General features: G+C 72.6%; 23 protein-coding genes and 1 tRNA gene. 16 read left to right on the top strand and 8 right to left on the bottom strand.

The window, feature by feature from the left end:
* Window positions 1-51: 51 nt before the first annotated feature.
* Together H181DRAFT_RS20520 and H181DRAFT_RS20525 are read right to left on the bottom strand one after the other, a co-directional pair.
* On the bottom strand, window positions 52-282 hold the full coding sequence (locus H181DRAFT_RS20520) for a hypothetical protein (RefSeq protein WP_045866004.1): 231 nt from the start codon (window positions 280-282) through the stop codon (window positions 52-54).
* Complete coding sequence (locus H181DRAFT_RS20525; RefSeq protein WP_368073278.1) at window positions 279-581, bottom strand: hypothetical protein; 303 nt, start codon at window positions 579-581, stop codon at window positions 279-281. Before H181DRAFT_RS20525 ends, H181DRAFT_RS20520 begins: the two co-directional genes overlap by 4 nt.
* A 116-nt stretch (window positions 582-697) precedes the next feature.
* Between H181DRAFT_RS20525 and H181DRAFT_RS20530 the strand changes: the two genes are divergently transcribed.
* Together H181DRAFT_RS20530 and H181DRAFT_RS20535 are read left to right on the top strand one after the other, a co-directional pair.
* Complete coding sequence (locus tag H181DRAFT_RS20530) at window positions 698-1,531, top strand: helix-turn-helix domain-containing protein (RefSeq protein WP_045866005.1); 834 nt, start codon at window positions 698-700, stop codon at window positions 1,529-1,531.
* Entirely contained in the window at window positions 1,528-1,743 is a 216-nt protein-coding gene (locus H181DRAFT_RS20535) for a DUF397 domain-containing protein (protein ID WP_045866006.1), read from the top strand. Before H181DRAFT_RS20530 ends, H181DRAFT_RS20535 begins: the two co-directional genes overlap by 4 nt.
* Here H181DRAFT_RS20535 and H181DRAFT_RS20540 read toward each other — a convergent pair.
* The 3 genes from H181DRAFT_RS20540 to glgC form a co-directional block, all read right to left on the bottom strand.
* Window positions 1,715-3,328 (bottom strand): sodium:solute symporter family transporter, encoded by a 1,614-nt coding sequence (locus tag H181DRAFT_RS20540; RefSeq protein WP_052708664.1) that lies wholly within the window; start codon window positions 3,326-3,328, stop codon window positions 1,715-1,717. The genes H181DRAFT_RS20535 and H181DRAFT_RS20540 overlap by 29 nt on opposite strands.
* Entirely contained in the window at window positions 3,325-3,714 is a 390-nt protein-coding gene (locus H181DRAFT_RS29225) for a DUF485 domain-containing protein (RefSeq protein WP_139131735.1), read from the bottom strand. The genes H181DRAFT_RS20540 and H181DRAFT_RS29225 overlap by 4 nt, the downstream gene beginning before the upstream one ends.
* Window positions 3,715-4,196: 482 nt before the next feature.
* Entirely contained in the window at window positions 4,197-5,417 is a 1,221-nt protein-coding gene (glgC, locus tag H181DRAFT_RS20550; RefSeq protein WP_045866105.1) for a glucose-1-phosphate adenylyltransferase, read from the bottom strand.
* Between the two features lie 480 nt (window positions 5,418-5,897).
* Between glgC and H181DRAFT_RS20555 the strand changes: the two genes are divergently transcribed.
* The 3 genes from H181DRAFT_RS20555 (at window position 5,898) to H181DRAFT_RS20565 (ending at window position 8,844) form a co-directional block, all read left to right on the top strand.
* On the top strand, window positions 5,898-6,665 hold the full coding sequence (locus H181DRAFT_RS20555) for a response regulator transcription factor (protein ID WP_045866007.1): 768 nt from the start codon (window positions 5,898-5,900) through the stop codon (window positions 6,663-6,665).
* Window positions 6,666-6,667: 2 nt separating this feature from the next.
* Window positions 6,668-8,320 carry a sensor histidine kinase gene (locus H181DRAFT_RS20560; RefSeq protein WP_045866106.1) on the top strand — a complete coding sequence of 551 codons (1,653 nt, stop codon included), beginning with the start codon at window positions 6,668-6,670 and terminating at the stop codon, window positions 8,318-8,320.
* 62 nt (window positions 8,321-8,382) lie between these two features.
* Entirely contained in the window at window positions 8,383-8,844 is a 462-nt protein-coding gene (locus H181DRAFT_RS20565) for a hypothetical protein (RefSeq protein ID WP_045866008.1), read from the top strand.
* Window positions 8,845-9,003: 159 nt separating this feature from the next.
* On the opposite strand, the gene H181DRAFT_RS20570 is transcribed toward H181DRAFT_RS20565, so the two are convergent.
* Entirely contained in the window at window positions 9,004-9,234 is a 231-nt protein-coding gene (locus H181DRAFT_RS20570) for a hypothetical protein (RefSeq protein ID WP_045866009.1), read from the bottom strand.
* Window positions 9,235-9,479: 245 nt separating this feature from the next.
* On the opposite strand from H181DRAFT_RS20570, the gene H181DRAFT_RS20575 reads away from it, so the two are divergent.
* The 5 genes from H181DRAFT_RS20575 to H181DRAFT_RS20595 all read left to right on the top strand — a co-directional run bounded on the left by H181DRAFT_RS20575 (window position 9,480) and on the right by H181DRAFT_RS20595 (window position 15,516).
* Window positions 9,480-10,544: a tetratricopeptide repeat protein gene (locus H181DRAFT_RS20575; RefSeq protein ID WP_045866010.1), complete on the top strand. Its 1,065-nt coding sequence runs from the start codon at window positions 9,480-9,482 to the stop codon at window positions 10,542-10,544.
* A gap of 457 nt (window positions 10,545-11,001) precedes the next feature.
* Entirely contained in the window at window positions 11,002-12,258 is a 1,257-nt protein-coding gene (locus H181DRAFT_RS20580) for an acyltransferase family protein (protein WP_045866011.1), read from the top strand.
* A gap of 359 nt (window positions 12,259-12,617) precedes the next feature.
* Window positions 12,618-14,141, top strand: coding sequence for a M28 family peptidase (locus H181DRAFT_RS20585; RefSeq protein ID WP_107068815.1), 1,524 nt, complete (start codon window positions 12,618-12,620; stop codon window positions 14,139-14,141).
* 265 nt (window positions 14,142-14,406) lie between these two features.
* Window positions 14,407-14,703, top strand: coding sequence for a type II toxin-antitoxin system VapB family antitoxin (locus H181DRAFT_RS20590; RefSeq protein ID WP_045866012.1), 297 nt, complete (start codon window positions 14,407-14,409; stop codon window positions 14,701-14,703).
* Window positions 14,704-14,838: 135 nt separating this feature from the next.
* A complete protein-coding gene (locus H181DRAFT_RS20595) occupies window positions 14,839-15,516 on the top strand; it encodes a LytR C-terminal domain-containing protein (RefSeq protein WP_074467959.1) in 678 nt (225 codons plus the stop codon).
* 54 nt (window positions 15,517-15,570) lie between these two features.
* On the opposite strand, the gene upp is transcribed toward H181DRAFT_RS20595, so the two are convergent.
* On the bottom strand, window positions 15,571-16,206 hold the full coding sequence (gene upp, locus H181DRAFT_RS20600; RefSeq protein ID WP_045866014.1) for a uracil phosphoribosyltransferase: 636 nt from the start codon (window positions 16,204-16,206) through the stop codon (window positions 15,571-15,573).
* Between the two features lie 90 nt (window positions 16,207-16,296).
* On the opposite strand from upp, the gene H181DRAFT_RS20605 reads away from it, so the two are divergent.
* The 5 genes from H181DRAFT_RS20605 to H181DRAFT_RS20625 all read left to right on the top strand — a co-directional run bounded on the left by H181DRAFT_RS20605 (window position 16,297) and on the right by H181DRAFT_RS20625 (window position 19,271).
* Window positions 16,297-16,671: a hypothetical protein gene (locus H181DRAFT_RS20605; RefSeq protein ID WP_045866015.1), complete on the top strand. Its 375-nt coding sequence runs from the start codon at window positions 16,297-16,299 to the stop codon at window positions 16,669-16,671.
* Between the two features lie 336 nt (window positions 16,672-17,007).
* Window positions 17,008-17,550, top strand: a complete 543-nt coding sequence (locus H181DRAFT_RS20610; protein ID WP_045866016.1) for a tRNA adenosine deaminase-associated protein — start codon at window positions 17,008-17,010, stop codon at window positions 17,548-17,550.
* Between the two features lie 138 nt (window positions 17,551-17,688).
* Window positions 17,689-18,189 (top strand): tRNA adenosine(34) deaminase TadA, encoded by a 501-nt coding sequence (tadA, locus tag H181DRAFT_RS20615; RefSeq protein WP_074467960.1) that lies wholly within the window; start codon window positions 17,689-17,691, stop codon window positions 18,187-18,189.
* A 103-nt stretch (window positions 18,190-18,292) separates the two neighbouring features.
* A tRNA-Ser gene (locus H181DRAFT_RS20620) sits at window positions 18,293-18,377 on the top strand.
* Between the two features lie 345 nt (window positions 18,378-18,722).
* A complete protein-coding gene (locus H181DRAFT_RS20625) occupies window positions 18,723-19,271 on the top strand; it encodes a DUF1062 domain-containing protein (RefSeq protein WP_045866018.1) in 549 nt (182 codons plus the stop codon).
* A gap of 307 nt (window positions 19,272-19,578) precedes the next feature.
* Here the strand turns inward: H181DRAFT_RS20625 and H181DRAFT_RS20630 are convergent, their stop codons facing one another.
* Window positions 19,579-20,823, bottom strand: a complete 1,245-nt coding sequence (locus H181DRAFT_RS20630) for an MFS transporter (protein ID WP_045866019.1) — start codon at window positions 20,821-20,823, stop codon at window positions 19,579-19,581.
* A gap of 78 nt (window positions 20,824-20,901) precedes the next feature.
* Between H181DRAFT_RS20630 and H181DRAFT_RS20635 the strand changes: the two genes are divergently transcribed.
* Complete coding sequence (locus H181DRAFT_RS20635) at window positions 20,902-21,744, top strand: LysR substrate-binding domain-containing protein (RefSeq protein ID WP_045866108.1); 843 nt, start codon at window positions 20,902-20,904, stop codon at window positions 21,742-21,744.
* The last annotated feature ends 160 nt before the right edge of the window (window positions 21,745-21,904 follow it).

Below are 21,904 nucleotides of genomic sequence, written 5' to 3' on the forward strand. Positions count from 1 at the left end.
CGGGAACGGGCAGGCGGCGGCGCCCCGGACCCGGCCGAGGACGGCACCCGCTCACGCGCGTCCCGCGCTGCTCGCCGCGTTCACCGCGGCGAGGGTGGCGGCCAGGCGCTCCTCCGGCGTGGCCGTGCGGACGCGGGACGGGTCGGCGTCCCACTCGCGGCCTCCCCTGACGGGCCGCAACTGCACCCGGCCGCCGGACGAGTCCATCACCTCCCCGACCCGGCCCTGCTCCTCGTCGACCGCCACCGTCCCCACGGACGGCGGGACCGGCTCCGCCGTCACCCCTGCGCCGCCGCCCTGCGCAGGGCCGCCGTGAGCGCCGCCGCCGTCTCCAGGTTGCAGCGGCCGAGTTCGACGAGGGGCCGGGGGCCGAGCGGGCGGCTACAGGAGAGCAGGTCGATGCTCAGCGAGGGCAACGTGATGCCCAACGCCGCCAGCGCGTCCCCGAGTCGGGCCACGGCACGGTCGGAGAGTTCGAGCGCGTCCAGGGTCCTCTCGCCAGTGGAGTCCGGATGCCCGGAGCCCGCGGAGGAGTCGGACGGTGTCCCAGCGCTGGGAGATACCGGTTGATTCGAGGCCATGTGCGTCCTTCACTCGTTGCCGATCGTCACGCTTCGAACCCAAAGAGTGACGCCCCGGAGCTACGCTGAGTAGGAGGTGCGACCCAGCAGGCAACTTGCGGACAGAGGACGCCGTCATGACCCAGCCCAAGGAACTCGACCCGTACACCTCGGCACGGGCCTTCTACGGTGCGGAACTTCGGCGCCTGCGAGAGCAAGCGGGCCTTTCGCAGGACCAGTTGGGCGAGCGGGTCTTCTGTTCCGGTACGTACGTGGGGCAGTTCGAGTCAGCTGTACGGCGACCGCAGGCGGACGTCTCCCGGCTCTTCGACGACGTACTCGGCAGCGGTGAGCACCTCCAGCGACTGTGCAGGCTGGCACGCCGGTCCAAGCACCCCGACTACTTCGCGGACGCGGCGGAGCTGGAGAAGCTGGCGACGACGATCAGCGAGTACGCACCCATGCTGGTGCCCGGGCTGTTGCAGACGGAGGCGTACGCCCGGGGCCTGACCAGGGCGGCTCTGCCGTTCGCCCCCGAGGAGGAGGTTGAGGCTCATGTCTCGGCCCGAATGGAACGTGGGCGTCGCATCGACGAACCGGGTGCGCCCGAGGTGTGGGCCATCATCCACGAGGCCGCGCTGCGCGTGCCGGTCGAGGCGCCGGAAGTGATGTGTGAACAGCTCGATCGCGGCTGGGAGTTGTCACGCTCGCATACCCGCGTCGTAGTGCAGGTGATTCCGTTCAGCGCAGGCCCTCACCCGCTCATGTACGGCACGACGATCCTGATGACCTCCGCCGAATCCCCACCTGTCGCGTACACGGAGGGCGCGCACACCGGCCAGCTCATCGACGAGCCACCGATGGTCGCCAAGTTCCAGAGGTCATACGATCACGTCAGGGCTGCCGCACTCTCGCCGAAGGCATCCCTGCCCGTGATCGCATCAGCCGTGAAGGACTACTCCACACCATGAGCCTCCTGCACGATCCCGGCAACGCTGTCTGGCGCAAGTCCTCGTACAGCAACGGGGAAGGGGGAGCCTGCGTCGAGGTCGCCGACGGGTACGACCGTGTGCTGCCCGTGCGTGACAGCAAGGCCCCCGACGGCCCGGCGGTCACGTTCTCCGCCGGCGCCTGGAGCTCGTTCGTGTGCGCCCTCAAGTCCGGGGCGTTCCGGCCGCGTTGACCCGCTCGCCGTCCGGCGTGCCGAGTTGCGGCGGGGTGTGCTGCTGCCGCCTCCGCAGCGACCCGAGCGCACCCAGCAGGAACGCTGCTGGGATGCTGACCAGCCCCGGGGCGTGCAGGGGGAAGACGCTCCAGTCCGCGTCCGGCACCAGCGCGTGCGGGCTGCCGGAGACGGCGGGCGACAGCGCGAGCAGGGCGACGGTGATGCACGTGCCCCCGTGGACGCACCAGCGCAGCCCGCGCAGGGTGAACCGGCTCCACAGCAGGCTGTAGGCGACGGCAGGCAGCACGACTGTGGCGGCCTCTGTGTACGAAAGCGTGAGCCAGAACTGGGCGTTGGCGGTGCGTCCGGTGACGGCGAGTCCGATGCAGGCACCGCCGACGAGCAGCAGGGCCGTCCTCGCCCGCAACCCCCCGGGCGCGGGGCCCTGTCCCGCCGGTGGGCGCCCCTCGTGCCGGAGGTCGTGGACGATCGCCGCCGAACCGGCGAGCAGCAGCACCGAGGCGGATGCGAGCACGGTGAGGAAGGCGACGCAGGAGACGAAGGTCAGCAGGGTGCCCGGTGCGTCCATGCTGCCGGGGTCGGCGCCGTCGAGGACGGCGGCCAGCAGCAGCACGTTGTCGCCGCCTCGCGGCCCGGCCTGGCGCAGCGTCTCGCTGTCGACCAGGGCCTGGATGCCGTAGCCGGTGACCGCCGCCGCCGCGCACAGGAGGCAGGAGGCCAGCACGGCCCAGCTGGTGGCGCGGCGTGCTGTTCCGGCGGTCGGGCTCGCCGAGAGGCGGGTGAGGAGGTGCGGCAGGAACGCCGTCCCGAAGAGCACGGTGAGGCCGAGGCTGAGGGTGTCGAGGCGGCTGGCGGCGCCGGTGCCGAAGAGCCGTCCCGGTGCGAGGTACGCGTCCCCGGCGCCGCTTCCCGCCGCGGCCCTGGTGAGCAACTCGCCGTAGTTCCAGTCGAATTGGGCGAGGACGAGCACCACCAGCAGCGGCGCGGCCACGACGAGCGCGAGGGTCTTCCCGATCTGCAGCAGCGTCGCCCCGCGTACGCCGCCGATGCCCGCGCAGGCGCAGATGAGGACGCCGACGAGGACGATGCCCGTGATCTCGCCGGTCCGTCCGGGCACTCCCATCAGGGCGGCCGTGATGCGGCCGATGGGTACGAGCTGGGCGATGAGCAGCGGCACGGAGACCACGAGGGTCGCCCACCCGGCCGCGCGCCGTGCAGGACCGGACGGCAGGCGCCGGGCCAGGACGTCGCCGAGGGACCTGCCCGGTCCTCCCGGCAGCCGCTCCGCCAGCCACACCTTGAGCAGCAGCGGTGAGAGAGCGGCGGCGACGACGAGCAGGACGCCGTCGTAACCCGTCTCCGCGACGATGCCGCAGAAGTACAGCACCCCCGCGGCGGAGACGAAGTCGCCGGTCAGCGCGAGTCCTTGGCGCAGCGGCCGGGAGCGGGACGGGTGCGCGAAGAAGCCGCCGCCGCCGTGCTGGAGGTCCGGGCTGGCGAGCATCGCGACGAACAGGCATCCGGCGATGAAGAGGACGAAGAGCGAGATGACCGTCGCGCGGTCCCCGGCGAGCCAGCTCACAGAGGCGCCCTTCCGCCGAACGCCTTGACCCGGTCGAAGGCGTCGAAGGACGCGGAGGGGGCGGCTACCCGGGCGGCGGGGACGGAGGCAGGTCCGCCGTCGGTAGCGGAACCGGCGGCGCCGGGCTGACGGCCGAAGCCGTCCCGGTGCCGGTCGGCGACCCGCCGCGCCAGCGGGTCCACGTACCGCCTCGCGGCTCTGTCGTGCGCCCACACGCCGAAGCCGATCACCAATACCTGTGCGCCCGTGGCCAGTTCGCCGACCTGGAGGCCGCCGTGGACGGAGCGGCTGAGCAGTCCGGGTGCGAGGCAGAAGGCGAGCGCGTGCAGCAGGAACGCGCCCAGCACCAGGGCGACCCCCCGGCGCAGCAGGCTGCGGCGTGCCACCCGCAGGCCCTCGGACGAGCAGCGGCCGGGGGACGGGCGGGACGGGCGGCCACCGGCACCGGGGCGCGCGGTACCGGTCCCGGGACGCGCGGTACCGGTCCCGGCCGCCGCCCCGGGGTACGACGCGCCCGTGGGCGCAGTGGAGCGCCGCCCAGGGCCCAGGGGTGCCGTCTCCCGCAGTGCCGTCTCCCGCGGTGCCGTCGGCCGCGCCCCCCGGACGCGGGTGCGGAGCCGGAAGCGGAGGCGTGCGGGCATGCCGATGCGAGGGGTGACGGTCACGGGAACTCCAGCAAGGGGGATGTGCGGGCAGCCTGAAGCCGGGAAGGGGCGGTGCCGCAGAGGGGGATGCGCCAGTGATTACCGGCGGTTACGAAGGAGTCTAGATCCACCCATGGTGATCGTCCAAGGGCTCAGCGTGAAGGGCCCCGTGAAGGTACCGTGTCCGGCCGCTCACACTCCGTGTCCCCGGGCCCGGCGCGCGGTCACTCCCGTACACGCTGCCCCTTGCCCAGCGCGACGATCCCCTCGGGGGAGATGGTGCAGTACTCCGCGTCGTGCTCCGGGTTGACGCCGATCGTCGCTCCGGGCGGCACCACGACGTTCTTGTCGAGGATCGCCTGCCGCACCACCGCGCCGCGTCCCACCCGTACCCCTTCGAGCAGCACCGCGCCCTGCACCATGGCGCCCTCCTCGATCACGACCCCGGGCGCGACGACGGAGTTCGCCACCTGGCCCGCGAAGATGCCGCCCGCGCTGACCATCGACTCGTTCGCGATCCCCCCGGCCACGAACTTCGCCGGAGGGCGCTGCGCCTGCTTGGTGAAGATGGGCCAGTCGCGGTTGTAGAGGTTGAAGACCGGCTCGGGGGAGATCAGGTCCATGTGGGCGTCGTAGTAGGCGTCCAGGGTCCCGACGTCCCGCCAGTAGCCGTGGTCGCGCTCGCTCTCCCCCGGCACCTCGTTGGCGTCGAAGTCGTAGACCTGCGCCTGCCCGCGCGCCGTGAGCAGCGGCAGGATGCTGCCGCCCATGTCGTGCACGGAGTCCTCGTCGGCGGCGTCCTCGCGCAGGGCTTCGAGGAGCACGCCGGTGGAGAAGATGTAGTTGCCCATCGACGCGAAGACGTGGTCGGGGTCGGAGGCCAGTACGGGCGGGTCGGACGGCTTCTCCAGGAATTCGCCGATCTTGTCACTGCGCGCGTCCGTGCTGATCACGCCGAACGAACCCGCCTGGTCCCGGGGGACCTTGATGCCCGCGACCGTCACGCCGGCGCCGCCGGCGATGTGCTGCCTGAGCATCTGCCACGGGTCCATGCGGTAGACGTGGTCGGCGCCGAACACGACGACGTAGTCGGGCTGTTCGTCGTGGACGAGGTTGAGCGACTGGTAGATGGCGTCGGCGCTGCCGAGGTACCAGCGCGGCCCGAGGCGCTGCTGCGCCGGCACGGGCGTCACGTAGTCGCCGAGCAGCCCCGTCAGCCGCCACGTCGTGGAGATGTGCCGGTCCAGGGAGTGCGACTTGTACTGCGTCAGGACGCAGATGCGCTGGATGCCGCCGTTGACGAGGTTGGACAGGACGAAGTCCACCAGCCGGTAGACGCCGCCGAACGGCACCGCCGGCTTCGCGCGGTCGGCCGTGAGGGGCATGAGCCGCTTGCCCTCGCCGCCTGCCAGCACGATGCCCAGCACGCGTGGTTTTGCTGCCATCACGACACCTCCGCCGCCTTCGTTCGACCGCCGGGTCCGCCTCCGGCCGGGCCTCGAGTCGATCACGCCCGCGTCCCGCACCGGTGGTACGGCGCACCCCGGAGCGGCGGCTCCCGCGCACGCCCGGCTCCGCGGAGTCCCGCGCCGGAACGCCGGAACGGGGGGCGCGAGGCCGGGGCGCCGAGTTGGGCGGGGACGGGCGGACGGGGAGCGATCGGAGCGGGTCGGGACGGGAACGGAGCGGGACGTCGTGGACGCGGACCCGTGTACCCCTTGTGCGCCTGTTCGCCGCGCGGCAAACGTCGCGGATGGAGCGGCGCGGCGACCCGGGGCGGCCGGAGGGTCGCGCGCCGCCGCGAGTCCGCGCGAGACTGCGCCGGACGGGCGGGCTCCGGACGGCCGGAGCGGGACGGCAGGCCGGACCGGGACCACCGACCGGGACCGACCTGGACGGCGGGCGAGGATGACAGGGGAGGACGGATGAGCGGTGCGGGCAGTGACCGCGGACGCGTGCTGGTGGTCGACGACGACGCCGCCATCCGGCGCTCCCTCCGACGCGGCCTGCGGCTGAACGGTTTCGACGTCGACCTGGCCGAGGGCGGGCACGGCGCCCTCGCCCGCATGCGGCAGCACCCCGCCGACGTCGTCGTCCTCGACATCTCGATGCCCGGCCCGGACGGGATCCAGGTGTGCCGGACGCTGCGCGAACGCGGCGACGACGTACCGGTCCTGATGCTCTCCGCGCTCGACGAGACGGCCGACCGCATCGCCGGGCTCCAGGCAGGCGGGGACGACTATCTGATCAAGCCGTTCGCGCTGCAGGAGCTGGTGCTGCGCCTGGACGCGCTGCTGCGCAGGCGGCCTCCTCCCGCCGCCCCGTCCACGGGCGCCGCCCCGCCCGCGGCGCCCCCTCAGGCGGACCCGCCCCCTCAGGCCCCCGTACGGGTCGGCGGCCTCGTCCTCGACCCCGCGGCCCGCGAAGCGCGCCGGGACGGCGAGCTCCTCCCCCTCACGCGCCGCGAGTTCGAACTGCTGCAGGTTCTCGCCCGCAACGCGGGCATCGTGCTCACCCGCGACCAGCTCCTGGAACGCGTCTGGGGCTACGACTTCGAGGTGCGCACCGACGCCGTCGACACGTTCGTCAGCTACCTGCGGCGCAAGACGGAGGCCGGCGGCCGCCCGCGGCTGCTGCACACGGTGCGGGGCGTGGGCTTCGTACTGCGCGAGGAGAGGCAGGCGGCGCCGTGAAGATGAAGCTCTCCACCCGGATCGCGCTGGCGATCGGCGTCACCGTCCCGCTCCTCGTACTGGCGTCCGGCTGGCTTCTGTACCTGCTGGTCGCCCGCGATCTGCACGCCGAGCAGGACGCGCACCTGCGCGAACGCGCCGCCGTCGTGCAGGGCGACGCCCGGCGCCTGCTGCGGGCGGCGGCCGCCGGCCGTCCCGCCGCCGAACTGGCCCGGGAGCGCAGGCTGTACGCGTCCGCCCTCGACGTGGGCATCCGCGTCACCGGCCCGAACGGCACCGTCTCCGGCGGGCCGCAGCCGGACGCCCGGACACGGCTGCCCGAGGCGGCACCGGACCCGGTGACGGTGCGGGAGAGGGGCGCCGGACGGGCGGAGGGGATGCCGGAAGGCCGCCGCGTCAAGAACTGGCGGGTGCTGTCCGTCCACATCGACGGCCGACGGCCCGGCGTGGAGGGCACGCTGTGGCTGTTCTCCCCGGACACCTCGGGGCAGGCCCGGCTGGCGTCCGTACGGAGGCGAGTCGTGGTGGTCGCCGTCGCGGCCGCGCCCGTCTCCGCGCTGCTCGCCTGGGCCGCGGCGTCCCGGGCGAGCCGTCCGCTGCGCCGCCTGCAGCAGCGGACCAGCGGCCTCGACCCGCGTTCCGACACCTCGCGGCTCGAACACGCCCCCAGCGGGATCACGGAGGTCGACGACCTCGCCGCCACGCTGCGCACGGTCCTGTCCCGCTACGACGAGCAGGCCGCCCGCACGTCGCAGGCGCTCGCCACGGCCCGCTCCTTCTCGTCCGCGGCGGCCCACGAACTGCGCACGCCGCTGATGAGCATGCAGACCAATCTCGAGATCCTCGCCGAACACCCCGAACTGGCGGGCCAGGACCGCGACGAGGTCGTGGAGGACCTGCGGCAGGAGCACAGCCGGCTCCTCGGGCTGCTGGTCATGCTCCGCCGGCTCGGCCAGGGGGACCTCGTCGAAGCCGACGCCTTCGCGCCCCTGGACCTCGCCGAGGTGGCCGAGGCGGCCGTGTCCGACGCACGGCGGCGCGACCGTACGGCGGACGTCACGTTCTCGGTCGCCGCGCCGGGGGAGGGCAGCGGCGACCACTCCGGCCCGGCCGGTACGGTCGCCCCGCCCGTGACCGGCCCGGCCGCGCCCGGGACCGTCCTGACCGTGCACGGCTGGGAACCCGGCCTGCGCTCGCTGCTCGACAACCTCGTCGCCAACGCGCTCGCGCACGGGCGCGGCGCGGACGGTCGCGCACACGTCGAGGTCCTCGTACGAGGCGGCACCTCGCCCCTGGGGCCCATCGCCGTCCTCACCGTGGACGACGGCGGCCCCGGCATACCTCCCGAGCAGCGGGCCGCGGTCTTCCAGCGCTTCCAGCGCGGACCCGGCAGCACGGGTTCCGGACTCGGCCTGACCCTCGTGGCGCAGCAGGCCGCCCTGCACCGGGCGACCGTCGAGATACGGGACCGCCCGGGCGGCCGCGGCGGTACGCGCGTCGAACTGCGGATCCCGCTGGCGGACCACGAGGGGACGGGGACGGCACGGGCCGCACAGGACCTGCCGTCGCAGCGTGACTGGCTGATCGGCGCCGCCCCCGGCACGTCCTCCCGAACGGCCTCCGATCCACAGGGAATTCACAAGAACGGTCTCTAGCGTCTCCGTCCGCGCGGGGCGAACCGCACTCGTGCTGTCCCCACACGACACGGAGGAGACACATGATCAAGGTGAAGACGACCACCGTCGCGCTGACGACCGTCGCCGCGCTGCTCGCCACTGGCGGAGCGGCCGCCGCGGTCGCCACCTCGGACTCCGACGCGGGCCCGGCGGCGGCCGGCACATCCGGGACGCAGGCGAAGACGGCGAAGCACGCGCCGAAGGGGGACGGCGCGAAGCGCCTCTGCAAGCGCGCACCGAAGATCGACAAGAGGATCGACCGTGTGCTGCGCCGTCTCGACGGCGACGTGAAGAAGCGCGGCTCGCTCGAACGGCTCGAGAAGCGCATCAGCAACGCGAAGAAGGCCGGCCACGACGACGTCGCGAAGTTCCTCGGCGAACGGCTCAAGGACCGCCGCGCGCTCGGCCCGAGGCTCGAGGACCGCCAGAAGGACCTGGCCGATCTGCGGAAGTGGTGCGCGGAGCAGAAGGACGAGAAGGAGAAGGAGACGGACAAGGGCTAGGCACGTCCGGCGTCCGCTTCCGGCGTCGTCCCGCTTCCGGCGTCCGGCCGTCCGGCCGGACGGCGGGGAGCCGAACCGGAAGCCGGGCCGTTCCCGACCGGGGCCGTTCCGCGACGCGGGGCGGCCCCGGCGCCCGTCCCGGGGCCGGGCCGGTGCGCGTCAGTTCGTACGCTCACCCACGTAGAACTCCAGCCGGCGGCAGGCCACGCACGCCCGGGCCAGGATCGTGTGATGGACGCTTCGCGACTTCCGCGCCCCGCCGAAGACGTTCAGCTTGACCGGACCCGACATCCATCGCACCCCGTTCTGGCCGAGCGTCTCGACGAACCCGTCCTCGAACTCGACGCCCCCGCACCCGGGGCATTCAGGGGTCCCGCTCTGCGGACTCATGCCGCCGCAGCGTACTCACCCGGCCGGACTGCCGGGAGCCGTTTCCCCGTGCCCGCAGCCTCCGGCGCGATCGCCCCGCGCGCCCGCCCGCCGCTGCGCTGAAGTCCCCGCCCGCTGCGCCGAGTTCGCGGCCGGGCCCGCCCGTACCTGCCGTCCGCGGCACCGTTCCAGCGCTCTATACACTCCATGTATACATACTGTGTATAGTCTCCGGGAGCCCCCACAGGACCGCGGAAAGGCAAGGCATGTACGGCAAGGCATTCGCGCCCGAGTACCAGGGCACCCTCGGCTCGCTGTCGGTCAACTCCTCCCTCGCCGACGTACTCGCGCAGGCGGGCACACGGCTGCGAGCCGCCGAACATGCGGGCGCCGTACGGGAAGCGGCCCACTGCGGCCTCGCCGTCGCGGAGGCCAGCCGCCGTCTCGGCAACGTCGACGACGCGGAACGGGCCTGGAGGGCGAGCTACCGCGCCGCACGCAGTGCCGGTGACTCCGCCGCGATGGCCTGGGCCGCGTGGAGCGGAGGCACCCTGGCCCGCCAGCGTGGAGCCATGGCGCTGGCCCGGCGGCTCCTCGCTCTCGCCGCCGGACTGGGCGAACGCGGCGGCAGCGTCCACGCCCGCGGGTACGCCCTCGCCGGACTCGCCGAGACCGGCCGCATCCAGGGCGACTACGAGGCCGTCGAAGCGCTGCACGAACAGCTCCTCAGCGAGGCACGCTCGCGCGGCGAGGCCCGCCACATGGTCTGGGCGCTCGAAGGCATCGCCCAGATGCACCGCAACACCGGCCGGTACGACTCGGCGCTCGCCATGTTCGAGGAGGCCGCCGAGATCGCCGCGCACGCCGACGACAGACGGGGCCTCGCCTGGGCGCTGCGCGGCATGGCCGACGTGGTCTCCGTCCGCGACGGCGACACCGGCCGCGCCCTCGGCCTGCTCACCGAGGCCGCCGCGCTGTGCGGCGCCATGGACCTCGCCGGAGCCCTCGCCTACAACCACAAGATGCGGGCCAACGTCCTGTACCGGGCGGGCCGTTGGACGGAGGCGCGGAGGACGTACGAGCAGGCGCTGGCGGAGTTCCGCGACCTGGGCGAGCCGCGGGGCGAGGCCCTGGCACGGCTCGGCCTGGTCAAGTCGCTCGCGCGGCTGGGGCGCGACCCCGGCCGTACGTCTGCCGACCTGGACGGACTGCGCCTGGACCTCGAAGCGGTCGGACTGCGGCACGCCCGGCAGATGGTGGACGACGCCAGGGCCCAACTGGGCGTCGCCGCAAGCCGGAAGGGGGACACGGAGGACGCCGTCGCGGCCTGAGCGACGTGCCCCGCGGGTGGGGCGAGCCGTCCTGCTGCCCCGCCCGCGCCGGTCCCGGCCGCCTCCACCGGCCGCGCGGCCCGGGCCTCCGGCCCGATGTGGTGAATCCGACCCGCCGATCAGGCCGGGTACGGCCGATTACGGGGAACCCGTGGGCCATGAGCCCCTCGACAGCGCCATGCCGCGCACGCCGAGTACGGGCCGCAGCCCGTACGCCGATGAGACGCAGACCGGAGCACTCGGCCCGGCCCGCCTCCCTTTCCGCACCTCACAGGCCGTCACCCCGGACCCGAGGGCGGCCCGCCGCACCGTCACGCGTGCCGACGCACCGTCAGCATCGTCCGGGCCGCGGCGAGTTTGCGAACAGTGGGAGCGCAATTACAGTGATCGCGATGCTCTCCCCCTCCCCCTTCCTCCTCACCGCAGCGCGTCCGCCACGGCCTTTCCAGGAGGTCCGGTGAGACAGCAACTCACGAAGTTCAGCTCGGCACGGGCCCCGCTCCCTCCCGCCGCCCCCGGCACCCCGCAGTCCACGGAGCCGACGGCGGGCAGCGACCACCGGCGTGCCGCCCCGGGCACGACGCCCGGCGCGGCCGGCAAGCCGGAAGAGCGGACGGCGCGGAGCGGCAGCGCGAAGCCGCGGGACCCCTACTTCGACAACGCCAAGTACCTGGCCATCGTGCTCGTCGCGCTGGGCCACTCGTGGGAACCGCTGAGGGCCGACTCGCGAGCCGCCGGAGCCCTCTACATCTTCGTCTACACGTTCCACATGCCGGCGTTCATGGTGATCTCCGGCTACTTCTCGCGCAGTTTCCAGGGAAAGCCGCACCAGCTGAAGCGCCTGGTGACCGGGATCGCCGTCCCGTACGTCCTCTTCGAGGTCGCCTACACGTTCTTCAAGCGCTGGGCGGACGACGACCCGAACCAGCCGATCAGCCTGCTCGACCCGTGGTATCTCACCTGGTTCCTGGGCGCGTTGTTCCTGTGGAGGCTGACGACGCCGCTGTGGAAGATCGTCCGCTGGCCGGTCGGGCTCGCGCTCGCCATCGCCGTGCTGGCCTCGGTCTCCCCCGACATCGGCGACGACCTGGACTTCCAACGCGTACTGCAGTTCCTGCCGTTCTTCGTGATCGGGCTCTTCCTCAAACCCGAGCACTTCGACCTCGTACGGCGCCGCTCGGCCCGCCTGCTGTCCGTCCCGGTCCTGGTCGTGGGGCTGGTCGTCGCGTACTGGGCCGTCGAGCGGATGAACGCCGAATGGTTCTACCACCGCGACAGCGCGCAGGAGATGGGCGCTCCCTGGTGGGTCGGGGTCGTCATGACGCTCGCGCTGTTCGGCTGCTCGATGGTGCTCACGGCCTGCTTCCTCGCCTGGGTTCCGCGCCGCCACATGTGGTTCACCGCGCTGGGCGCCGGGACGCTCTACGGCTACCTGCTGCACGGCTTCGTCGCCAAGGGCTCCCGCTTCTGGGAGTGGTACGACGTCGGCTGGGTGAACACCCCGCTCGGCGCGATCGGCGTGACGTGCGCGGCGGCGGCGCTCATCACCGTGCTGTGCACGCCGCCGATCCAGCGGATCTTCCGCTTCGCCATGGAGCCGAGGATGCCGTGGGCGTTCCGGGAGGACCCTGCCGCGACGGCCCGTCAGCGCGTGGAGACCGCGGCCGGGAGCAAGGCCGAGGGCGCTGAGGGCAGGGTTCCCGAACGCAAGTGAACTCCCCGCGGGAGAGCGGCACTTCCCGCGGAGCACAGGCCCGGACCTTCCGAGGTCCGGGCCTTCGCCGTGGCCGCACCGAGCCGCCCCCGACCGCGGGCAGGGCGACGCGGACAAGACGCGCGGACAAGACGCGGAGACCAGGTGCGCCCGACACGTTCCCTGCGGGCCCCCGGCCCGCTAACTTGCCGGTACGCGCGCTTCGTCCGCAACCCGGACACGGAGCACACCAAGCCGGACAGCGCCGTCGCCACCGTTCGCACCGGAAGGACCCGACAGTGCCCGTACCACTCTCCACGACCCGCCGCTCCCCCGACGGAGCGGCACGAAGAGGCCGGACGGCCAGGTCTCTCGCCGCTCTGGCGGCAGCCGTGCTGGCCACGCCGCTGCTCGTCACCGCGGCCGCCTCGCCCGCCGCGGCCGACACGACGGCTCAGCCCGCGCCGTCCAAGTCATCCGGCTCGCAAGGCAGTTCGTTCGGCGCCGGCACCGACGAGGGCTCGAAGCTCGCGAAGAAGCTCGTCCGCCGTACGGGCGTCAAGGGCGCCATGCGGCACATGAAGGCCTTCAACGCCATCGCCGAGCACGCCGGAGAGGGCAACCGCGCCGCCGGGTCGCGCGGCCACGAACTCTCGGCGAAGTACGCGGGCACCGTCCTGAAGGCGGCGGGCTACGAAGTCACCTACCAGGACTTCGACTTCATATACCGCGAGACCCTCGCCGAGAAGCTCACCGTGCGCACGCCCGGCGAACGCGACGTCCCCGTCAAGGTGATGACGTACACGAAGAGCACCCCCGAGGGCGGCACCGAGGCGGCGGTGACCCACGTGCCCGTCGACGAGGACGGCACCACCGGCTGCACCGCCGAGGACTACGAGTCCGGGGACTTCGACGGCAGGATCGCGCTGATCCAGCGCGGCGGCTGCACCTTCGCCGAGAAGCAGGCCGCCGCGGCCGACGCCGGCGCGGTCGTGGCGGTCGTCTACAACAACGAGGAGGGCGAGCTCAGCGGCACCCTGGAGGACCCCTCCAACGGCCGCATCCCCACCGGCGGGATCAGCAAGAAGGACGGCGAGGCCCTGGCGGCGGACGCCGAAGCCGGCGACGTCACGGTGAACGTGGAGCTGCGCGAGTTCCAGGAGGAGCGCAGCACGCCCAACGTCATCGCCGAGACCCCCGGCGGCGACGCCGACAACGTCGTGATGCTCGGCGCCCACCTCGACTCCGTCGGCGAGGGACCCGGCATGAACGACAACGCCTCGGGCTCGTCCGGAATCCTCGAGACCGCGCTGCAGTTCGCCGCGGCAGGCGGCACCGAGCGCCACGGCAAGGGCGGCTACGACGGGAACAAGGTGCGCTTCGCGCTGTGGACGGCCGAAGAGGTCGGCCTTCTCGGTTCGGAGCACTACGTCTCCGAACTCTCCGAGGCGGAGCGGAAGAAGGTCGCCCTCTACCTCAACTTCGACATGATCGCCTCGCCGAACTACGGCCTGTTCGTCTACGACGGCGACGACTCGGACGGCGAGGGCTCCGGCCCGGGCCCGGAGGGCTCGGCCCTTCTGGAGCGCGACATCGTCGAGTTCATGGCCGGGCGCGGCGCCGAGGCACGCGGCACGGACTTCGACGGACGCTCCGACTACGGCCCCTTCATCGAGGCGGGCATCCCCTCGGGCGGCGCCAAGACCGGCGCCGAGGACCTCAAGACGGAGGAGGAGCAGAAGCTGTGGGGCGGCGAGGCGAACGCCGCGTACGACGGCTGCTACCACCTCAAGTGCGACGACCTCGGCAACATCGACAAGAAGGCGTTCGACCTGAACGTCAAGGTGATGGCGAACGCGGTCGGCCACTACGCCCATGACCTGGGCGGCCTGCCCCGCCCGTAGCCCGTCCGGCGCTCCCTCCGGGAGTCGCCGCCCTGCCGGCGCCCGCCCCGCAGCGACACCTCGTCACCTGTCGCGCGGTGCGGGCGCCGGCGCTTCGCCGCCCCTTGTGCGGCTCCCGCCCCGGAAAACGCTTCACCCCTTGCCTGACGGGCACGGCGCCACGTCGGCCGCACACCCGCACCGGGCCCGTCCCCGGCCCGCCGACCCGCCCCGTAAGAGCCACAGGAAGCTGCGCCCGGCGCTGGTGGCCCGGTAGGCTTTCCGTGTGATCTTCAAGCGAATCGGAAACGGGCGGCCGTACCCCGACCACGGCCGGGAAAGCACCCGCGAGTGGGCGGATGTGGCCCCACGCCCGGTGCGTCTTGACCAGCTCGTCACCACGAAGGGCCAGCTCGACCTCGAAACGCTGCTGGCCGAGGACTCCACGTTCTACGGAGACCTCTTCGCCCACGTGGTGAAGTGGCGCGGCGATCTCTACCTGGAGGACGGGCTGCACCGCGCCGTACGGGCGGCACTCCAGCAGCGGCAGGTGCTGCACGCGCGCGTGCTGGAACTGGACTGAGCCGCCTGACGCTCCATGACATCGCCGGTCGCGGTACCGGGCCCCGGAATTGTGCCCTAGCCCTTTCAGGGTCGGCACGTCACGATCACTGATCATCTAGTAGGCATTGCGTTCATACGGCATTACCCTGCGCCTATGAGCATGCTGACTCCCCCCGGCATGGGCGGAAAGTACCGGATCACGGGAAACCGCTACCCCCGCATGCGCCGCCCCCGCCAGCGGCGCAGGATCGTGCTCGCCTCCATCGCCACCGTCTGCGCCCTGAGCCTGGCCGCGTGGGGAACGCTCCAGCTCATCGACATCTTCACCGGCGGCAGCTCCGCCAGTGCCTCCAGCGGCCAGGACAAGTCCAAGGCCAAGGGTGCGAAGTGCACCACCGACGCGAAGTCCCAGGCCGCCGGGAAGGGCAAGCCCGGCGACGGTGAGAAGCTCCCCGAGCCGGTCTCCGTCAAGGTCAACGTCCTCAACGCGACGGACCGCAGCGGCCTCGCCAAGTCCACGGCCGACGAGTTGAAGAAACGCGGCTTCAAGGTCGGCGAAGTGGCGAACGCCCCCGCCGAGTTCGACGGGAAGGTCAAGGAGACCGGCGTGGTGCTCGGTGCTCCCGGCGAGGACGGCGTCGCCCGTCTGAAGGTGCTGGGGACTCAGCTCGACGACGCCGACACCCGCTTCGACGAGCGCAAGGGCGACGACGTCGACCTCATCATCGGCGACGCCTACAAGAAGCTGGCCGAGAAGAAGGAAGCCGAGGACGCTCTGAAGGGGCTGTCCGCCGCCGGCGCCTCGCCGTCCGGCCGGGACTGCTCCCGCTGACACGCCGTCCGGGGCGCGCCGGCCGTCCGGTTCACGTGCCCCGCGGGCAGCGGCTCAGCCCGCCGTCCCGTACATGCGGTCGCCCGCGTCGCCGAGCCCCGGCACGATGTAGCCGTTCTCGTTCAGACGCTCGTCCACGGACGCCGTCACGACGGTGACCGGCGTCCCCGCCAGCTCCTTCTCCATCAGCCGCACGCCCTCGGGGGCCGCGAGCAGGCAGAGCGCCGTCACGTCGTCGGCGCCCCGGCGGATCAGCTCCCTGATGGCGGCGACGAGCGTGCCCCCGGTGGCGAGCATCGGGTCCAGCACATACACCTGACGGCCGGACAGGTCGTCCGGCATCCGGTTCGCGTACGTGGACGCCTGCAGCGTCTCCTCGTCGCGGATCATGCCGAGGAAACCCACCTCGGCCGTCGGCAGCAGCCGCACCATCCCGTCGAGCATGCCGAGCCCGGCACGCAGGATCGGCACCACGAGGGGACGAGGGTGCGACAGACGCACGCCGGACGTCTCCGTCACCGGCGTGCGGATGTCGACGGGCTCGGTACGCACGTCCCTCGTGGCCTCGTAGGCGAGCAGGGTCACCAACTCGTCGGCGAGGCGCCGGAACGTCGGTGAGTCCGTGCGCTCATCACGCAGGGTCGAGAGCTTGTGCGCCACCAACGGGTGGTCGACGACGTGGATCCGCATGACTCGACAGTAGCCGAGGGATGCGAACGGCTGTACTGGCGTACCCCTTCGATGCGGGGGAAAGCGGTCCTGTACGGCGGAGGTGTGCAGATGCCCGACTCACATGACCAGCGGAAACGCGAGCGCAAGGCCGAAGGCGACAGGCCGTCGGCCGGGAAGAAGGCAGGCAGGCCCGACCCGGGCCACGTACGCGCGCGCAGGATCAGCGCGGAACGCAGCGAGGTGAAGGCCCACGGCAGCGCTGCCGCCTCGCCGGACGGCCGCCGCGCGGCCGGTAGGCCGCGCCCCGCGAGCAGCAAGGAGGCCGGGCACGCCGGGCACAGCGACGCCGAACGGCTGCGGCGGCGCGCACGCTTCCTGCGCGAGCGCAGCGAGGCGAAGGAGCTCCGTGAACGCGTCCAGCCGCGCCGTACCCGCAGCGCCCGGCTGCGTCAGGCACTGCGGATGCGCACGTTCCGCTGGTGAGGCGCGGTCGCCGCTTCCGGCCGGCGGGCGCCGGCCGGGCGGAGCGCCGGCGCGACCGGCCCCGCCGTGGCCATCACCGGGACGGGTGACCCTCGCGGGGAGGCATCGGCGCGATGTGGCGCGGAATCCCGGGCCGTTCCGCGACACCAGGTCAAAGTCATGTAACCCTGCGTCCCCATTTCGGGGCTTGTGCTGCGGAAACGTGCAAACACCCGCACGACGCACTGTCGAAGACCCTTCGCATCGCCCCGGTTTCTGCCACGATGCCGAATGGGGCGGGGGCGTACTCCTCGTCAACAGCCATCGGGCACCTCAGATACCAGTGGGAGAGTCACGGTGTATTTCGCCGCACTGCTCGCGCGCACCGAAGACGGGTGGGAAGCGAGCGACACAGAGCTCGACGATGTGGAGACCCTGGCCGACCTGGCCGATCTGGCCCGGGAGGCAGCGACCGACGACGAGCCCGTCCTCGCCTGCATCGAGCAGGAGGGCGCATGGTTCGGCGTCGTGAGAATCGAGGGCGAGGACGACCCGCGTGTCTTCGTCTCGGACGCCGCCGCTGCCATGCGCAGCTCGTACGGCGAGATCCTGCTCTCCGACGAACTGCTCGGCCGCGAACCGGAGGACCTGGAAGCGCTCGACCAGCTCGTCGACCTCGACGGCACGGAGGACGGTGAACCCGACTCGAAGGACAGCTCCGACGGCGGCGAACAGGCCGGCGGCAGCGACACCACGCCGCCCGGCCCGATCGGCGACGCGAAGCTCCTGGCCGACCTCGGCATGGACGACAAGGCACTGGTCTCACTCGCTCCCGAGGACGCGCTGAGCGAGATCGCGGACGCGCTCGGCTGCACGGACGTCCTGGAAGCCGTGCGCTGAGGAGCCGCCGCCCGCACACCGGTCCACGGGCCGGGCCCACGCGGGCGGCACGTTCCTCCCCCGAAGTCCTCGTCGCGCTCGGCCCCTCACCCTGTGCGGGGCGCACGGCCGGCGGGGCCCGGTAGCACACTGGCTGCCATGACAGACGTCCCCGCCGCCGTCCCTCCCCCGCCCGGCCCCGACCCCGTACGGGACCCGTGGCACGCACCGATGCGCCTGGCCCTCGCGGAGGCCGCACGGGCGGAGGAGACGGGCGACGTACCGGTCGGCGCGGTGGTGCTCGGCCCGGACGGCGCCGTGCTCGGAGCCGGTCACAACGCCCGCGAGGCGGACGGCGATCCGACTGCCCACGCCGAGATCGTCGCGGTCCGCGCCGCCGCCGGAGTCCTCGGGGAGTGGCGGCTGCACGGCTGCACCCTGGTGGTCACGCTGGAGCCGTGCACGATGTGCGCGGGCGCCGCCGTACTGTCCCGGCTGGACCGCGTCGTCTACGGAGCGGCCGACGAGAAGGCGGGCGCCGCGGGCTCCCTGTGGGACGTCGTACGGGACCGGCGGCTCAACCACCGGCCCGAGGTGATCTCCGGCGTCCTCGCGTCCGAGTGCGCCCGCCTGCTGACGGACTTCTTCCGCTCCCCCTGACCGGAACCGGACGGAGGGCGCCCGGGCGTCAAGGCGACCGCCTGCCGTCCGGCCGCCGGAACGGATTTCGGGACACGGCACCGATTGGGCTAGAGTGCCTCTCGGTAGCGTGTCCGAGCGGCCGAAGGAGCTCGCCTCGAAAGCGAGTGAGGGGCAACCCTCCGTGGGTTCAAATCCCACCGCTACCGCAGATGAACGAAGGGCCGGACCCGGCAAGGGTCCGGCCCTTCGGCGTGCTCCGGCGTGCTTCGGCGTGCTCACCGGACGACGTATGCGGCGACACGGATCCTGGGCCGGAGCCCGGCCTTGCCCGTCATCCGACCCTCCCGTGGCCGCCAGGCGGCGAGGCCCAGCGAAAAATCAGTAGAGCATGCCGCTGCGCTTCCCTACCGTGCTGCCCGACCGAACAGTCGAGGCAAGGACGTGCCGTTGTACACCGCGTGAGACCCCCCGAGCGCTGAATCGTCGCGCGTCGCGCCTGCGCGCCGCGCCCCTTCTTGCTGCGGACTTCTCACAGAGACCGGTGTACCCCTGTGCTCCACCGCTGGGCCATCGAGCCCACCTGTCTGCCTGCCATTCTCCGCCGCTGCCACGCGTGCGCTTCCGAGCGCTCGCAGGCGAGCGGCAAATTCCGTGTCAACGCCCACCACAAGCTCATCGACGCCTGGCTCCTCGCGCTCTGTACCGCTTGCGGGGCTACCGCGAAGCTCACGGTCCTGGAACGGGTGAACGTGCGCTCCGTACGACCGGGGCTGCTGCAACGCCTCCACGGCAACGACCTCGCTCTGACAAGCGAGTTGCTCCAGGATCCGGACATGCAGCGCCGCAACAAGTTCGCCCTCGACTGGGGAGGCGCATGGCGTCTCGACACCGGCGGATCGGACCATCTCCACCGCGAAGCGATCGACGTCTCGGTCCGTTTCGCGGCGCGGATACCCGTCCGTCCGGTGCGACTGATCGCTGAAGGCTGCGGTCTCCCGCGGGCCGAGGTCGGGAGACTCCTCGCGGAGGGGAAGCTCGTGTCAACGGCCCGGCTGGGCGGCAAGCTCTCCGGCGACTTCGCTTTCCTGCTCAAACGCTGAGCCGCCGGCACAAGGTGCCTGCCCGGCGGACTGCGCCGGGCAGGCACCCGCCGGGAACTCCGGCCCTCACCAGTCCCAGTTCCAGTCCCACCGCTACCGCAGATCAGAAGGCCGGACCCACTGGGCCCGGCCTTCGCCGCGGAATGTCTCAGCCTCCGTCAGATGCAAGCACGGCAAGAACGAGGTAAGGAATCGCGCTCCCGCCGCCCTGACCGCAGGCACCTCGGCTTCCTGGCCGACCTCGCTTTCGAAGGCTGATGACGGACGACGGCTGCTCACCACCGCGGTGCCCGTCCGTGGCCGTGCCTCAAGTGCCGGGGCGGGCTTCGGCTTCGGCTTCGGCTTCGGACGGCTCGTCGTCGGGGGACGAGGGTGCTGAGGGGGGCCGCCCGCGGGTGGGGACGCGGCGGGAGAGCAGGTAGCCGACCAGTGCGGCGGCGACGCCCGCCAGTCCGGCGGCCGCGAAGCCGCCCGCCGGCACGGTCAGGTCGATGGCACCGCCCACGACGGGCGACCCGAGCGCGAAGCCCGCGCTCAGCGCGGAGGACTGCAGACCCGTCGCCTCGCCGCGTACACGGGCAGGCGCGAGCCGGCTCACCGCGTCGGCCACCGCGGAGAGGGCCGGCGCGGCGAGCAGCCCGGCGCAGGCGACGGCCACGCACAGCCAGGGCCAGCCGCCGGCCAGTCCGGCGGGGATCGTCGCCAGCCCGAGCAGGCCGAGCGGCAGCCATGTGGGCAGCGGTCGGGAGAGCCGGCCGTACACGAGTCCGCCGGTGACGGAGGACAGGCCATACACCGCGACGATCACGGCGGCCCACGACACCTGGCCCTCCTCCTCGAGGGCGGCGACGATGGCCAGGTCGGTGCCGCTGAGCAGCATCGTGACGCCGAACGACATCACCAGCGCGGCGATCATGCCGGGGCCGAGCCATTCGCGGCGGGCAGGACGTCCGGCGGCCGCTGCCTGCGACTCGTGCCCGGAGCGCAGCGGCGGGTCGAGCAGGGCGAGCCCGGCTCCCCCGGCGACGATCGCGGCACCGATACCCCACGCCATCACGCCGGAGGACGCCTCCGCCGCACAGAGGATCACGATCGGCGGACCCACCATGTACGACAGTTCGCCCTGCACGGACTCCAGCGCGAACGCGGCCCGCCGCTGTCCCTCCGTCGTCATCGCGGCGATCGCCTGCCGCGTCACCGCCTGCGCCGGGACCATCAGCAGTCCGGCCGCGAAGGCGGCGCACAGCAGCGCCCCGTACGGGAGGACCGGCACGCTCAGCCAGAACACGGCTTGCGCTGCGGCCGTCGCGAACAGCACGGTGCGAGGGCCCCGCCGGTCGATCACGCGTCCGAGCAGCGGCCCGCCCAGAGCCACCCCGGCGGTGAGAGCCGCGGCGACACCGCCCGCCGCGACGTAGCTCATGTCCAGGTCGAGCACGACGTACATGGTCAGCGCCATCACGTCCGCCGTGATCGCGAGACGCGCGAGCAGCGAGACGCCCAGCAGGGACGCCATTCCCGGTACGGCGAGAACCTGTCGGTATCCGGTCACCCGCCTGACGCTAGGTCAACCGCTCCCCCATAGGTAGCGGTTAATTGGTTGGGGGCGGCATAATCGATTCTTATGGCCATGGTCCGGGATCTCGAGACGGCGTTGCTGCGGTCGTTCGTCACCGCCGTGCGCGCCGGCAGCATCAGCCGCGGCGCGGCCGCGCTCGGGCAGACCCAGCCCGCGCTAAGCCAGCAACTGAGGAGGCTGGAGAGCGCCGTCGGCCGCCCGCTGCTGCACCGCTCGCCGTCCGGCGTCTCGCCGACCCGGGCGGGTGAGGAGCTCCTGCCGTACGCCGAGCGCATCCTCTCCCTCTGCGCGCAGGCGCTCGCCGAGACCGGGCGCGCGCTGACCGGGCACTGCCGGGTGGGGCTGCTCGAAGACCTCTCGGCGTCCCGGCTCTCGCAGGCCCTCGCCGACCTCGCCCGGCTGCACCCCGGCGCGACGCTGGAGGTGCTGAGCCTGTCCAGCGCCGAGATGCGGGAGGCGTACGGCGCAGGCCGCGTCCAGCTCGTCCTCGATCACGTGCTGGACGTGCCGGGTCCGCCGCGCTGGACTGTCCGCCGCCCGCTGACCTGGGCGATGGGCCCTGGCGTGGAGGCGGAGGCCGATCCGCTGCCGGTGGTGCTGTTCTCGAACCCGTGCTTCTGGCGCACCTCCGTGCTGGAGGCGCTCGAACGCGCCGGCCGGCGCTGGCGGGTGGCGTTCGAGAGCAACAGCCTGGCCGGGGTCCTCGCGGCGGTACGGGCCGGGCTCGGTGTGGCGGCGCTCATGCCCGCGAACGTCGAACCGGCCATGGCCTGCCATGACGCCGGAGCCCTGCCCGCCCTGCCGGACGTCGAACTCGCTCTCGCACGGCATCCGCGGACGGAAGGCGATCTGCTGGTCGACGCCGTGGAGACCGCCCTGCGGCGCATGGTCTGACGCCGGTCGTCCGTCGATGGTCAGCTGTCAGTTGTCAGATGCCGTCAGCTGTCATCCGTTAGCCGTCGGCCGTCGGCGGTCATCCGTTAACCGTCAACCGTCGGTGGCCATCCGTTATCCGTCAGCGGTCGGCCGTCAGCCGTCAGCCGTCAGCGGGCCT

It is taken from the genome of Streptomyces sp. WMMB 714, from assembly GCF_900090125.1.
Classification (GTDB): domain Bacteria; phylum Actinomycetota; class Actinomycetes; order Streptomycetales; family Streptomycetaceae; genus Streptomyces; species Streptomyces daqingensis.